Source organism: Mesorhizobium sp. 43Arga (assembly GCF_053714255.1).
In genome coordinates, this window is record NZ_JBSKBO010000005.1 from 201,226 (window position 1) to 215,471 (window position 14,246).

The following is a 14,246-nucleotide window of genomic DNA, read 5'->3' on the forward strand; positions in this document are numbered from 1 at the left end:
CGAGCTGGGTTGTTCAGGCGGTTTTCCTTGCCGGGCGGCGTCCCAGCGCGTGCTGCGAAAGCACCATGAATGGCGCACCGGGTTCGGGTTCGACAAACAGCGTCAGCGCATCGACCAGCACCGGCTGCCGCAGTATGTCCGCGAACAGGCTGTCGATTGCTGCGCGCAAACGAGGGCTTTCCTGTGGCCCGGCCCGGCCCGACAGCGTCATGTGGAAGCGGAAGGTCTCAAAGACATAGGGGTAGCCCCACTGGCAGAGATTGCGGAACTCGGCCGGCTTCAGCGAATCCGGGCTGCGGCGCTCGATCTCGGCCTCGGTCAGCGGCGCGCGGAAGCGGTCGAAATCGCGCACCACCTCGTCGGCGAAACGGTTGAGCGGCGGCAGCGGCCCTTCCGGCACCAGCGCGAAGAAGCTGTCGATCTGGCTGACGACGAGACGCGGGATCGTCACAACCGGCGTCGCTTCGGCAAAATGGTCGATTGCGGCGCGCAGCGACGTTTCGGTCTCGTTGGCAGCCAGGCGGAAGGGTGCTTTCAGCGTCGCGTGGAAGCCATAGCGGCGTGCCGAAGCGGTGTGGAAGGCGACTTCCGCCGCCGCCAGATCGGCCACGGCCTCGACCGGTTTCGTTGCCGCGCCGAACGGGTCACGGCCGAGCCAGTTGGCGGCGGTCCGCGCCAGCGGTTCGTCCTGCCGCGGGGTGAAATAGATGGCATAACGCATCGAAAATCCTCGTTAAAGCGCGCGGCGACGCGCGCTTTACGTCTTCATTTGGTGCATGTCGTCGCCCCAAAACCGCTACACACCTTTGGGCGACATGCACTAGCCCCGCTGCCATAGGTGATTTCCATGACGGATTGACGAAGCTTTGAAGGGTTTTCGAAGGCAAATCGACCCAGTAGGTCCTTAGCCGACGATTTTTCCGAGCTGGACCAACAAGTTCAGCCGGAAACGCAAAACGGTCAGGCCTTCATCAACCATTCGTGCTCGGGCGCATTGTGGAATTTCCACGTCCGCTTCGGCCCGGCCATGACGTTGAGATAATAGAGATCGTAGCCATGGCAGGCGGCACAGGGGTGATAACCCCTAGGCACCAGCACCACATCGCCATCCTCGATCGCCATGGCTTCGTCCAGCGCGCGATGGCCATTCGTGTCGGCATCGGTGTAGACGCGCTGGAAGGCAAAGCCCTGCGGCGGGTTGAGGCGATGGTAATAGGTCTCCTCGAGATAGGATTCGGCCGGCAGATTGTCCTGGTCATGCTTGTGCGGCGGATAGCTCGATGTGTGGCCGCCCGGCGTGATGACCTCGACCACCAGCAACGAGTCGGCCGGCTTGCCTTCCGGCAGGATGTTGGTGACGTAGCGCGTGTTGGTGCCCTTGCCGCGCACCTCTTGCCCGAGATCGTCCGGCCGGATCACACGAACCGGCAGGCCGCCGCCGAGGCCGGGCGCCGAGCAGACCGCGAGCTCCAGATCCGTGTCAGCTGTCACCGACCAGTCCGATCCCTCGGGCACATAGACCGACCACGGCTTGCCCTCGAAGGGCGACATGCGCGCGCCGAGCAGGCCGAGATCCTTGCCACCGGCTTTCGCCGTGCCCTTGCCGGTGACGAAGACCAGGCAGACTTCGCGGTCTTGCGTCTTCCCCGAGGCGCTTTCGCCGGGTTGCAGCCGATGCAGGTCGAAACCGACATAGGTCCAGCCGGCGCTTTTCGGCGTCACATGGGCAACGCGGCCATGGCCCTTGTCGGCTTTGACGAGCAGTTTCGACATTGTGTCTCTCCTATCGCAAATCTTCGAGATTGGCCTGCTCCGCCCCAGGATGACGAAGCGAGAGGCGTTTCAGCTAGTTTCCAACGCATGCAATCCGTCATGTGCGCAGTGCCGACCCGGTCTGCGCCATGGACTGCTTTATTCCTTTGGTTCGACCGGCGGCTTCGCCTCATCAACCGGCTTGTACAGATAAAAAAACTGCCAGACGGCATAGCCGGCGAAGCCGAGCGCGATGGTGCCCCAGAATGGCGTGCCGGTGGTGAACTCGATGATCGACCAGATGACACAGATCGCGACGACGGCGATACGCCGCCACAACGGGCGGAAGAAGGGGTGCTCGGAATCTTTCATCGGGCCAATCTACAGCAACCTGCCCCGCCGTGAACCCGTCGCGTCAGGCATAGGGAAGCCCTAGCCTTACGCATTCGGAAAACCCTGGGTTTCGACCGTGTAGCCGGCTGATGTCATCACTCGCATCAATTCCTTGTGGCCGACCTGGGCCATCTTGAGCGGCGGGTTCTTCTTCGGGTCCTGCTCGGCCTCGACCACGAACCAGCCTTCATAGCCATGATCGGCGAAGCGCTGCACGATGGCGCCGAAGTCGAGCGAGCCGTCGCCGGGCACGGTGAAGGCGCCGAGCGCCACGGCGTCGAGGAAAGACTGTTTCGTGCGGTCGAGCTTGTCGATCACATCCATGCGCACATCCTTCACATGCACATGGCTGATGCGCTTGTGGTGGTTATCGATGGCGCGCAGCACATCGCCGCCGGCAAAGGCCAGATGTCCGGCATCGAGCAGCAGCGGAATGCCTTCGCCGGAATGGCGCATGAAGGCATCGAGCTCCGGTTCGGTCTCGACCACCGCCGCCATGTGATGGTGGTAGGACAGCGGCATGCCTTGTTCGGCGCACCATTCGCCGAATTCGGTCAGGCGCCTTGCATAGGCCTTCATCTCATCCCCGGTGAGTTTCGGCTTGGTGGCCAGCGGTTTCGAGCGGTCGCCCTGGATCGAGCGGCCGACCTCGCCATAGACGATGCAAGGCGCGTTGACCGCCTTGAACAGCTCGATCATCGGCTGGATGCGATCCTTGTTCTTGCTCATCTCCTCATCGACCAGCGTGCCGGAAAACCAGCCGCCGCACAGTGTCACGTCGGCGGCCTTGAGGATCGGCAGCATGACAGCGGGATCGTTGGGGAAACGCCGCCCCATCTCCATGCCGGTGAAACCGGCCGAACGCGACTGGCGCAGACATTCCTCCAGCGACACGTCATCGCTCAGTTCCGCAAGATCGTCGTTCCACCACGCAATGGGGGACATGCCCAGTTTGGCTTTCAAGTCGTCACTCCAGATTAGAACAGTTCATTCTTGGGCCGCCGGCGCCGCCCATCATCCGCCTCCCGGCACCTTCTCCCCGTATAGTGACGGGGAGAAGGGAGCTAGCATCAATCGCCGACGCTCTGCATCTGGCGCTTTTCGTCATAGGCCTTGCGCGCCGCGTTGACCTGCGGCCGCGCGGAGACTTCCGGCACCGCCACATCCCACCAGTGGCCACCGGCATCGGTGGATACCAGCGGGTCGGTATCGATGACCAGCACGGTGGTGCGGTCGTTCTTTTTTGCCTTCTGCAGCGCGTTTTCCAGCCCGGCGATCGACGGCACCTTCTCGGCAATCGCGCCCATGCTCGCCGCATGCCCGGCGAAGTCGATGTCGGGCAGGATTTCGTGGCGCGAATCCTTCAGGAGATTGTTGAAGTTGGCGCCGCCGGTTGCCATCTGCAGCCGGTTGATGCAGCCATAGCCACGGTTGTCGAGCAGCACGATGGTCAGCTTGAGGCCAAGCATCACCGAGGTGGCGATCTCGGAATTCAGCATCAGATAGGAGCCGTCGCCGATCATGACGACAATCTCCTCGTCCGGTTTTGCCATCTTGGTGCCGAGCCCCCCGGCAATCTCGTAGCCCATGGTCGAGAAGCCGTATTCGGCGTGGTAGGAGCCGGGCGCTCCGGCCTGCCAAAGCTTGTGCAATTCGCCGGGCAGACCGCCTGCTGCATGCAACAGCGTCACGCCGGAGCCCATGGCGCGTTGCACGGCGCCGATCACCTGCGCGTCGGACGGGAAGGCTGCATTGGTCGAGGCCGTCACCTTGGCCGCGTCGGCCTGCCAGGCCTTCTTGCCGGTGGCCGCATCGTCGGTCCAGGCGGCAGGCGCCTTCCAGCCCTTCAGCGCCGCGCCAAGTTCTGTGAGCCCCTCAGCCGCGTCGGCGACCAGCGGCAGCGCCCGGTGCTTGCCGGCATCGAAGGGCTGGACGTTGAGCCCGATGATGGTCTTGCCGGAATTCTTGAACAGCGCCCACGAGCCGGTGGTGAAATCCTGTAGCCGCGTGCCGATGGCGAGCACGACATCGGCTTCTTCCGCCAGCCGATTGGCCGCCGAGGTCCCGGTGACGCCGACCGCCGCCATGTTGAGCGCATGATCGTCCGGCAGCGAGGATTTGCCGCCTTGCGTCTCGCAGACCGGAATGCCGGCGCTTTCGACGAATTTGGCCAGCGCGGCGGAGGCCTGCGAATAGAGAACGCCGCCGCCGGCGATCACCAGCGGCTTCTTCGCGCCCTTGAGCGCCGCCACAGCGGCGGCAAGCTCGTGGCGGTCCGGGCGCGGCCGGCGCTGGGGCCAGACCCGTTCGGCGAAAAAGCTCTCGGGATAGTCATAGGCCTCGGCCTGCACATCCTGGCAGAGCGACAGCGTCACCGGGCCGCAATCGGCTGGATCGGTCAGCACCTGCATGGCGCGATTGAGCGCCGGGATGATCTGCTCCGGCCGCGTGATGCGGTCGAAATAGCGCGACACCGGACGGAAGCAGTCATTGACCGTCGCCGTACCATCGGAAAAATCCTCGGCCTGCTGCAGCACCGGATCGGGGATGCGGTTGGCGAAGACGTCGCCGGGCAAAAACAGGACAGGCAACCTGTTTACATGGGCAAGCGCCGCCGCCGTCACCATGTTGAGCGCGCCGGGGCCGATCGACGAGGTCGCGGCCATGAAACGGCGGCGGAAATTGGCCTTGGCGTAAGCGATCGCCGCATGCGCCATCGCCTGTTCGTTGTGAGCGCGGAAGGTCGGCAGTTCGTCGCGCACCTGGTAGAGCGCCTCGCCGATACCAGCGACATTGCCGTGGCCGAAGATCGCCCAGACGCCACCGAAGATCGGCACTCGTCTGCCGTCGATCTCGGTCATCTGGCGAGACAGGAAGCGGGTCAGCGCCTGCGCCATCGTCAGGCGGATTGTCTTGCTCATGATGGTTTCCTCCGCGGTCCTTTTGTCGCGCCTTCTTATGCCGCCTTGCGGCCGCGCGCGGCAAGCCACGCCTCGGTCAACTGTTCGAAGCGCGACGCCATGTCGGCGACGGCATCGTCATCCGACATCCTGCCGGCCAGCCACGCCTCGGCCGCATGCACGAAGATGGTGCGGCCGACGGCAAAGCCCTTGACGATCGGCGCCTTGGCGGTGGCGGCAAACGCCGCTTCCAGCTCATCCTGCGGCGCTTCCAGGCCAAGCAGCACGATGCCACGGCACCACGGATCGTGCTTCAGGATGACCGCTTCGATCCTGGTCCAGGCACCCGCTGAAGCCTGCGGTTCGAGTTTCCACCAATCCGGCTTGATGCCGAGCGCATAGAGCTCCTCCAGTGCGCGCGGAATGGTTGTGTCGTCGAGCTTGCCGTGCTTGCCGGCGATGATCTCGATGAGCAGTTCCCGACCGACCTTCCGCGCCGCCTCGAACAGCGCGCGCAATTTCTGCTGCTGTTCTTCCTTCAAGGCCGCCGGATCGTCGGGATGGTAGAAGCACAGGCACTTGATGCAATGGTCGACCGGCCATTCCACCAGCTGGGAGCCGATGTCCTGCGAGAATTCGAAGCGCAGCGGCCGCGAGCCCGGCAGTTCGACGGGGCGTCCGAGCCAGGCGAAGGAATGCCTGGCGAATTCGAACATCGCCTCGCGGCCATGTTTCTCATCGATCAGCATGCCATAGCCGTCACGGCCGGCGGCGACCTTGGCCGCCGCCTTGACCGCCAGCACCTTGAAATCGCGGATGCGCGCCGGATCGGCGCCGGCCTTCGCCGCCACGTCCTCGAGCTGCACGCGGTGGTCGCAGGCGAGCGCCATCAGCGACGGGATGTCGCGCCGGCGCGTCGTCGCCCAATGGATGTGGTTGATCGCCTCGTCCTTGCGCAGCGCCCTGTATTTGCTGCCGTTCTTGAGGAAGAACTGCAGCTCCTCGAAGGTCGGATATTCCGGGGCGCAAAGCAGCCGCGACACGGCAAAGGCACCGCACGCATTGGCCCAGGTCGCCGCCGTCGCATGGTCTTCGCCACCCAGCCAGCCGCGCAGGAACCCGGACATGAAGGCGTCGCCGGCACCCAGCACATTGTAGATCTCGATCGGAAAACCCTTGCCGACGACACCGTCCTCGAGATCGTCGCTGATCGGTCCGTCATAGACGATGCAGCCCATGGCGCCGCGCTTCAAGACGATGGTGGCCGCCGACAGCGCGCGGATCGTCTTCAGCGCGCTCAGGCAGTCGTCGGCGCCCGACGCGATCATGATCTCTTCCTCGGTGCCGACGATGAGGTCGCAATCGGGCAGCACCGTTTTCAGCTGGGCCGAGACCCGGTCCGATTTGACATAGCGCTCGAACCCCTCGGCATGTCCGGCAAGGCCCCACAGATTGGGCCGATAGTCGATGTCGAAAACAACCTTGCCGCCCTTGGCTTTCATGATGCGGATCGCCTTGCGCTGGGCGGCGTCGCTGTTGGGCCGGGAAAAATGCGTGCCGGTGACGACGATGGCGCGGGCCGAAGCGATAAACGCCTCATCGATATCCTCTTCGGCCAGCGCCATGTCGGCGCAGTCCGAGCGGTAGAAGATCATCGGCGACACGCCTTCGCTCTCGACCGAAAGCAGCACCAGGGCGGTCAACCGCTCCTTGTCGGTCTTCAGCCCGTCGGTGTTGACGCCTTCGCGCTTCAGCTGTTCGCGGATGAAGCGGCCCATCTGCTCGTCGCCGACGCGCGTCAGCAGCGCCGAGCGCAGGCCAAGCCTCGCCGTGCCGACCGAAATGTTGGCCGGGCACCCGCCGACCGACTTGGCGAACGAGGTGATGTCCTCCAGCCGCGAGCCGATCTGCTGGCCATAGAGGTCGACGGAAGCGCGACCGATGGTGATGACGTCGAGCGGCGCCTGTCTGGCGTCCACGGCTTCGCTCATTGGAACCTCCCGTCAGTCTTGTTGTCAGGAACAACATTGTTTGGGTAACACGCGCGAGCGGCGGCGTGGTGCCGGGAATATGAAATAATAATTCCAATCCATAGTCAATATGGAATGAGCATTCCCCGGCCTAAAATTGCCTTTTGGTGTAGGCCTAGGCCTTGCGCTTGCGGCCCATATCGCGCCGCTTCTCGCCGACGCCAACGGTCAGCGCCATGGCCAGCGCCATCGTTGCCGACAGCGAACGGAAGCCGGCGAAATCCGCCTCGGCAACCTCGAACCAGACCCTGGCGAACTGGGCGAGCGGCGAAAACGAGCTGTCGGTGATGGCGACGATCGGCACGCCCTGTTCCGAAATGGTGCGTGCCTCCTCGATGGTGGCCGGCGCATAGGGCGAGAAGGAGATGGCGATGACGGCGTCCGCCGGCGTGGCGAAGGCGATCATCTCGGCGTTCAGGCCGGCGGCCGATTCGATCAGCTGGTTACGGATCTTCAGCTTGCCCAGCGCATAGGCGATATAGGTCGCGACCGGATAGGAGCGGCGCTTGGCCAAGACATAGATGGTCTGCGCCTTCGCCAGCAGCGAAATCGCGTCTTCCAGATGCGCGTCATCCAGCGTGCGCGAAATGTCGTTGAGCGAGGTGCTGGCGGCGGCGACGAAACCGTCGAAGATCGCCCGGTGACCGGCGCCGCCCTCGGCCTTGGCACGCAGCGCCTGCAGCCGCTCGTCATAGGACGAGTTGCGCTCGCGCAGCCGCTCGCGGAACACCTGCTGCAGGCTGGTGAAGCCGTCGAAACCGAGCTGCTGGGCAAAGCGGATCAGGGTTGAGGGCTGCACGCCGGCGGAGGCGGCGATGCTGGCGGCGGTGCCGAAGGCGATGTCGTCGGGATTGTCGAGCGCGTAGGCGGCGATCTGGGCGATGCGCTTCGGCAGGCTTTCGCGCCGGTCGAGGATGGTGGCGCGCAGCGTCTCGAAGTCGCGAGGTATCCGTTCGTCCATCGTCGGCCCGTCCAAGCTCATCCGTGAAACGTCCTCTCTGCCCCATCATAGCGAGCCTGCGCAAGAACGCCATAAAAAATGAGGCAGACATTCCATTCTGAGAGAAAATGGACTAATTCATCCACGCAGTGCTTCAGGCAGCGGAGGAAACGGAAAATGGTCGGCGTGGGTCTTATCGGCACGGGTTTCATGGGCAAATGCCACGCCATTGCGTGGAGTGCCGTCGGCGCCGTCTTTCCCGACGTGGCCAAGCCCAGGCTTGTTCATCTGGGCGAGGTCAATGAGGAGTTGGCCCGGCGCAAGGCGGGCGAGTTCGGCTTTGCCAAGGCATCCGGCGACTGGCGTGCCGTCGTCAACGATCCGGACGTCGATATCGTCTCGCTGACCACGCCCAACCAGTTCCATCCGGAAATGGCGATCGCCATCCTCCAGGCCGGCAAGCATCTCTGGTGCGAAAAACCGATGGCGCCGAGCTTTGCCGAAGCCGAGGCGATGGCGGCAGCGGCCAGGAAATCCGGCAAGGTCGCTGCCCTGGGCTACAACTACATCCAGAGCCCGGCCATCCGTCACATCGGCGCGCTGCTCGACGAGAAGATCATCGGCGAGGTCAACCATCTGCGCATCGAGATGGACGAGGACTTCATGGCCGATCCCGAGGCGCTGTTCTTCTGGAAGCACGAGGCTGCCTCCGGCTATGGCGCGCTCGACGATTTCGCCGTGCATCCGCTGTCGCTGGTCTCGGTGCTGTTCGGCCGCGTCGCCAGCGTCATCTGCGACATGGCCAAGCCCTATGCCGACCGCAAGCTGGCGGCGGGCGGACGCCGCGCGGTCGACACCTATGATATAGCCAGCGTCTTGATGCATCTGGAAAATGGCATTGCCGGCACGCTCCAGGTCAACCGCTCGGCCTGGGGCCGCAAGGGCCGCATCGCCATCCAGATCTTCGGCTCGAAAGGGTCGATCCTGTTCGACCAGGAGCGGATGAACGAATTGCAGCTCTATCTCACCGCGGATCGCCCGACCGAGCAAGGCTACCGCACCATCCTGGTGGCGCCGCATCACAAGCCCTACGACGCTTTCCTGCCGGCGCCCGGCCATGGCCTGGGCTTCAACGACCTCAAGATCATCGAGTGCCACGAATTGCTGACGCGGCTCGCCGGCAGGCCGGCGCGCCTCATCGAATTCGCCGAGGGTCTGGAAATCGAGCGCACCGTGCACGCTATGGCGCGCTCCTTCGAGGAAAAGCGCTGGGTGGATGTGCGGTAATGCCCGCTCGTCTTAGCCGCTGGGAGCCGGGGTCTCCCAGCCATCGACCCAGATCTGGCGCAGGCGGTCGCCTTCGCCCTTGAAGTGCAGCCCGGTTGGCTGGCAATCCTCGATGCGGTCGCTGCGGAAATTGCGGATGGCGTCCCGCAGTTCGCACCAGGCGACGATGTTGGCGGACTCAGCGTAGTAGATCAGCGCGATCGGCCGGATGATGCGTTGCGTGGTCCGGCCTGCTTCGTCGCGATAGGAGAGGTCGAGCTTCTCCTCGTCGCGGATGGCGCGGCGCACCAGCGCCAGGTCGATCGTGCCTGCCGAGGGTGCGGCAAAACCCCAGGCATGCAGCGCATTGGCGTCGAACGTCTGGCGCAGCGGCGGCGGCACCGCGCCGGCGATCTTGCCGCTGACGCGCTTGGCCGCCTGCTTGAGTTCGTCGTCTCCCGTGCGCTCCAGCAGCGCCAGCGACAGCACGATCGCCTCCATCTCCTCGATCGAAAACATCAGCGGCGGCAGGTCGAAACCGGGGCGCAGTATGTAGCCGATGCCGCGCCCGCCCTCGATCGGCACGCGCATCGCCTGCAGTGCGGCGATATCGCGATAGATCGACCGTATCGTCACTTCCAGCCGCTCGGCGATCATGGCCGCCGTCACCGGCTGCCGCGCCAGCCGCAGGATCTGGATGATCTCGAACAGGCGTGACGCCTTGCGCATTTTTCCTCACCCGGCTCCGACCGCAACTGACACACCATTGTCAGTTGGGTCGACCTATAGGACTGCCTATCGAATTGAAAATCAACAGCTTCCGCTACGGCTTGGTGGAACGAGGCGACAGGCAACTGACATGGGCTACGCGGAAAATCTCTGGCTTTTCTTTATCCTGCTGTTCGGCATCATCGCCGTTCCGGGCATGGACATGCTGTTCGTGCTGGCCAATGCGTTGACCGGCGGCCGTGACAGGGGCCTGGCCGCGACCGGCGGCATCATGGTCGGCGGCATGGTGCACACGCTGAACGGGGCGATCGGCGTCGGGCTTCTCATGCATTTCGTGCCGATCCTGTTCACGCCGCTGCTGATCGCCGGCGCCGCCTACATGGCCTTCATCGGCATCACGCTGATGCGCAGCTCCATCACCGTCGGTCACGATGGACCCGTGGGCAGCCGCTCGGCATGGAAAGCGTTTCGCCAGGGGCTGGTGACCTGCCTGATCAATCCGAAGGCCTATCTGTTCGTGCTTGCCGTCTATCCGCAGTTCCTGAAGCCGGACTACGGCCCGATCTGGATGCAGGCGACCGTCATGGGCCTGATGACGGTCATCACGCAGGCCGCGATCTATGGCGGGCTCGCGATATCAGCCGGTCGCAGCCGCAAGCTTCTGATCGCCAATCCGCGGGCGACCATCCTTGCCGGTCGCGCCGCCGGGCTGTTGCTCTTTGCGGTCTCGGTGTTCACCGCTTGGGAAGGGCTGAGGGCGGCGTAATCTAGCGCCGCCCTTCCCACATCGTCATCGGATCAGGCAGCGCCCTGGCGGCTTTCCAGCATGGCGCGGCGTGCCGACCGCCGCCATTCGACAGCCCCGGCAAGGCCGTGCAGCACGGTCTCGGTGGTCGTCCAGTCGATGCAGCCGTCGGTGATGCTCTGGCCGTAGACGAGCGGCTTGCCGGGCACCACGTCCTGCCGGCCGGCGACGAGATTGCTCTCGATCATCAGGCCGATGATGCGCTCGTCGCCCGCCGCCACCTGGCCCGCCACGTCGGCGGCGACCTTGGGCTGGTTCTCGGGCTTCTTGCTCGAGTTGGCGTGGCTGACATCGATCATCAGCCGGGGCGCGACACCGATGCGGGCGAGCTCGACGCTCGCGGCTTCGACGCTTGCCGCATCATAGTTCGGCTGGATGCCGCCGCGCAGGATGACATGGCAGTCCTCATTGCCGGTGGTGGTGGCGATGCCGCTGCGCCCGCCCTTGGTCACCGCCATGAAATGATGCGGCTGGGCGGCGGATTTCACCGCTTCGCCGGCGATCCTGAGATTGCCGTCGGTGCCGTTCTTGAAGCCGACCGGGCAGGACAGGCCCGAGGCCAGCTCGCGATGGATCTGGCTCTCGGTGGTGCGCGCGCCGATGGCGCCCCAGGCGACGAGGTCGGCAATGTATTGCGGCGTGGTCATGTCGAGGAATTCGGTCGCCGCCGGCAGGCCGAGATTGTTGACGGCCGACAGCACGTTGCGCGCCATCCTGAGTCCCTTGTCGATGTTGAAGCTGCCGTCGAGGTCGGGATCATTGATCAGCCCCTTCCAGCCGACCGTGGTGCGCGGCTTCTCGAAATACACCCGCATCACGATCTCGAGCCGGTCGGACAGGGTCTCGCGCAGCGCCGCCAGACGGCTGGCATAGTCGACGGCCGCGACCGGATCGTGGATCGAACAGGGGCCGACGACGACAAGCAGCCGGTCGTCGGTGCCGTTCAAAATAGCGTGGATCGCATTGCGTGAGGCGCTCACGGTGCGCGTCGCCGTCAGCGTGCGCGGGATCTCCCGCATCACCTGGTCGGGCGTGCTCAGTTCTCGGATTTCCTTGACCCGGAGGTCGTCTGTGGTGGTCAACACGGCTTTCTGCTCCTGTTGGGAGACCTGCCGGCTGAAACAAAAAAGCCGCCAGGTCTGGCGGCTGTTCGGATCTTGTTGCTGCAATCTTCAGATCGAGCGCAATCCTCCCGCCGCCAGCGAGCTGCTAAAGTACCAATAGGTGGCGGACAGGTGGATCATGCGGCTCATATAGTCGAAGCCGAGGCGTTTGTCACGTACCTGATACAAGGAGATCGGCGCCGCGCAGCGGCGAGTTCAGCAGGAACTGCGCAAGCGTACCCTTGCGCATGGTCTTTCGCTGCCATTCTTCGACCGAGACGACAACCACGATTGGTTTGCCGTTTCTGGTTATCGTCTGCGGTGCCGACTGCGCGCGCTCGATGACCTCTGAGAGCTGGGCCTTTGCTCCGGTGACAGTCCAGTTAGTATCTCTGGGCACACACAGCATTCCAACCCCCTGACGGCTCTCACCTCACGAACTATGCGGGAATGTCGATGCTGCAGCAACAGGGCGCGACGCCTACTCCGGCGACGACCCGGCAACGCTCTGGTCGTAGTCGACCAGCGATCCTGTCATGACGCCAGATTGCGGGCTGACCATATAGCTGATCAGCCGCGCGAGCTGGTCAGGTTTCACCAACTGGCCCATCGGCTGTGCGGCCTCGGCCTTCGCCAGCCAGTCGTCCGGGGCATCGTGCCATTTCTTCTGCACGATGTCCTCGCCCTCGGTGTCCATCCAGCCGGGCAGCACGGCGTTGCAGCGGATGCGGTTGTAGCGATAGGCATTGGCGACGTTCTTGGTCAGCGTCATCAGCGCGCCCTTGCTGGTCGAATAGGGCGTCAGGAACGACTGGCCGGTATGTGCCGACATCGACAGCACGTTGACGATCGAGCCCGGCGCCTTGCGCTCCAGGAGATGCGCGACCAGGCCCTGCATCAGGAAGAAGGGTCCACGCACATTGGTGTCGAAGATCTGGTCGAAAAGCTCTTCCGAGGTCTCGACCAGCGAGCCGCGCGCCGAGGTGGCGGCGGCGTTGACCAGCGCGTTCAGCGTGCCGAAATGCGCGAGCGCGGTCGCCACCGCGCGCTTGCAGTCGGCCACCTTCGAGACATCGGCGCTGATGAAGATGGCGTCGACACCCAACTTCTTGAAATGAGCGACGGCCTTGTCGCCCTTCTCCTGCGAGCGGCCGATGAGCGCCAGCGCTCGGCAGCCCTCGTCGGCCAGCGCCTCGGCGACGGCGAAGCCGATGCCTTGCGCGCCGCCGGTGACGATGGCGCGTGTCTCATGATTGCGATTGGAAGATGCGCTCATCGCTTTGCTCCTGTGGTTTCGGTCCGGATTCTGGTTCTTACTTGTCGAGACGGACGGTATTGCCAGTCGTCGCCGACTTCAGCGCCGCATCCGCCAGCTTCAGTGCCACGAGGCCGTCGGCGCCGCTCGGCGCCGCCTTCTTGCCGGACGTCGCGGCGGCGATGAACGAGGCGATCTCGATGGCATAGGCGTCGAGGTAGCGGGTCATGAAGAAATCGTGCAGCGGCGGGCGCGTATAGCCCTTCTCATTGGCCAGTTCGATCGACACCGGCCGCTGGTTCTCGGCCGCGATCATGCCCTTCGAGCCATGCACTTCGATGCGCTGGTCGTAACCATAGGTGGCGCGGCGCGAATTGGAGATGACGGCCTGCTTGCCGGAAGCCGTCTCCAGGATGACGCTGACGCTATCGAAATCGCCGGCCTCGCCAATCTTCTTGTCGACCAGCACCGAGGCATGCGCGGAGACCGCGACCGGCTCCTCGCCGAGCAGGAAGCGCGCCATGTCGAAATCATGGATGGTCATGTCGCGGAAAATGCCGCCCGAGCGCTTGATGTAGTCGATCGGCGGCGCGCCTGGATCGCGCGAGGTGATGGTGACCATCTCGACCGTGCCGATGGCGCCGTCGTCGATCGCCTTGCGCACGGCGGCGAAATGCGGGTCGAAGCGGCGGTTGAAGCCGACCATCAGCGTCGCCTTTGCCTTCTCGACCACGGCCAGGCATTTTTCCACCCGCTTGACGTCGAGGTCGATCGGCTTCTCGCAGAAGATCGCCTTGCCGGCCTTGGCGAAACGCTCGATCAGATCGGCATGGGTGTCGGTCGGCGTGCAGATGACGACGGCGTCGATGTCCTTGGCCTTCTCGATGGCGTCGATGCTGCGCACTTCGGCGCCATAGGCCGTTGCCAGTTCGGTCGCTGCCTTCTCGAAGGCATCGGCCACCGCAACCAGCTTTGCATCGGGGTTGGAGCCGACGGCGCGGGCGTGGACCTTGCCGATGCGGCCGGCACCGAGGAGGGCGAAACGAACAGTCATGGATATTTCCTTTGAGGGA

At 64.2% G+C, this 14,246-nt stretch carries 14 protein-coding genes; 2 read left to right on the plus strand and 12 right to left on the minus strand.

From position 1 onward, the window contains the following. Positions 1-13: 13 nt before the first annotated feature. The 7 genes from ACWGS8_RS19190 to ACWGS8_RS19220 form a co-directional block, all read right to left on the minus strand. A complete protein-coding gene (locus ACWGS8_RS19190; protein ID WP_454582399.1) occupies positions 14-721 on the minus strand; it encodes a DUF1045 domain-containing protein in 708 nt (235 codons plus the stop codon). Positions 722-960: 239 nt separating this feature from the next. Then, positions 961-1,773, minus strand: a complete 813-nt coding sequence (gene iolB, locus ACWGS8_RS19195) for a 5-deoxy-glucuronate isomerase (protein ID WP_454582400.1) — start codon at positions 1,771-1,773, stop codon at positions 961-963. Between the two features lie 138 nt (positions 1,774-1,911). Next, positions 1,912-2,124 carry a DUF3329 domain-containing protein gene (locus ACWGS8_RS19200; RefSeq protein WP_454582401.1) on the minus strand — a complete coding sequence of 71 codons (213 nt, stop codon included), beginning with the start codon at positions 2,122-2,124 and terminating at the stop codon, positions 1,912-1,914. Positions 2,125-2,190: 66 nt separating this feature from the next. Beyond that, positions 2,191-3,108 carry a myo-inosose-2 dehydratase gene (gene iolE / locus ACWGS8_RS19205; protein WP_454582402.1) on the minus strand — a complete coding sequence of 306 codons (918 nt, stop codon included), beginning with the start codon at positions 3,106-3,108 and terminating at the stop codon, positions 2,191-2,193. 107 nt (positions 3,109-3,215) lie between these two features. Further along, positions 3,216-5,066, minus strand: a complete 1,851-nt coding sequence (gene iolD / locus ACWGS8_RS19210; protein ID WP_454582403.1) for a 3D-(3,5/4)-trihydroxycyclohexane-1,2-dione acylhydrolase (decyclizing) — start codon at positions 5,064-5,066, stop codon at positions 3,216-3,218. A gap of 35 nt (positions 5,067-5,101) precedes the next feature. Beyond that, a complete protein-coding gene (locus tag ACWGS8_RS19215; RefSeq protein WP_454582404.1) occupies positions 5,102-7,036 on the minus strand; it encodes a bifunctional 5-dehydro-2-deoxygluconokinase/5-dehydro-2-deoxyphosphogluconate aldolase in 1,935 nt (644 codons plus the stop codon). A gap of 154 nt (positions 7,037-7,190) precedes the next feature. Then, positions 7,191-8,036 (minus strand): MurR/RpiR family transcriptional regulator, encoded by an 846-nt coding sequence (locus ACWGS8_RS19220; protein ID WP_284276789.1) that lies wholly within the window; start codon positions 8,034-8,036, stop codon positions 7,191-7,193. 156 nt (positions 8,037-8,192) lie between these two features. Between ACWGS8_RS19220 and ACWGS8_RS19225 the strand changes: the two genes are divergently transcribed. Beyond that, entirely contained in the window at positions 8,193-9,302 is a 1,110-nt protein-coding gene (locus ACWGS8_RS19225) for a Gfo/Idh/MocA family protein (RefSeq protein WP_454582405.1), read from the plus strand. Positions 9,303-9,314: 12 nt separating this feature from the next. Here ACWGS8_RS19225 and ACWGS8_RS19230 read toward each other — a convergent pair whose 3' ends face one another. Further along, positions 9,315-10,010 (minus strand): helix-turn-helix transcriptional regulator, encoded by a 696-nt coding sequence (locus ACWGS8_RS19230; protein WP_454582406.1) that lies wholly within the window; start codon positions 10,008-10,010, stop codon positions 9,315-9,317. Between the two features lie 130 nt (positions 10,011-10,140). Here ACWGS8_RS19230 and ACWGS8_RS19235 point away from each other — a divergent pair, with 130 nt between their 5' ends. After that, positions 10,141-10,776, plus strand: a complete 636-nt coding sequence (locus ACWGS8_RS19235; protein ID WP_454582407.1) for a LysE family translocator — start codon at positions 10,141-10,143, stop codon at positions 10,774-10,776. Between the two features lie 32 nt (positions 10,777-10,808). Here ACWGS8_RS19235 and ACWGS8_RS19240 read toward each other — a convergent pair whose 3' ends face one another. The 4 genes from ACWGS8_RS19240 to iolG form a co-directional block, all read right to left on the minus strand. Further along, positions 10,809-11,900 carry a 3-deoxy-7-phosphoheptulonate synthase gene (locus ACWGS8_RS19240; protein WP_454582408.1) on the minus strand — a complete coding sequence of 364 codons (1,092 nt, stop codon included), beginning with the start codon at positions 11,898-11,900 and terminating at the stop codon, positions 10,809-10,811. A 190-nt stretch (positions 11,901-12,090) separates the two neighbouring features. Then, complete coding sequence (locus ACWGS8_RS19245) at positions 12,091-12,318, minus strand: type II toxin-antitoxin system Phd/YefM family antitoxin (RefSeq protein ID WP_454582409.1); 228 nt, start codon at positions 12,316-12,318, stop codon at positions 12,091-12,093. 81 nt (positions 12,319-12,399) lie between these two features. Further along, positions 12,400-13,194: an SDR family oxidoreductase gene (locus tag ACWGS8_RS19250; protein ID WP_454582410.1), complete on the minus strand. Its 795-nt coding sequence runs from the start codon at positions 13,192-13,194 to the stop codon at positions 12,400-12,402. Positions 13,195-13,231: 37 nt separating this feature from the next. Further along, positions 13,232-14,227, minus strand: coding sequence for an inositol 2-dehydrogenase (gene iolG, locus ACWGS8_RS19255; protein ID WP_454582411.1), 996 nt, complete (start codon positions 14,225-14,227; stop codon positions 13,232-13,234). Positions 14,228-14,246: the final 19 nt, after the last annotated feature.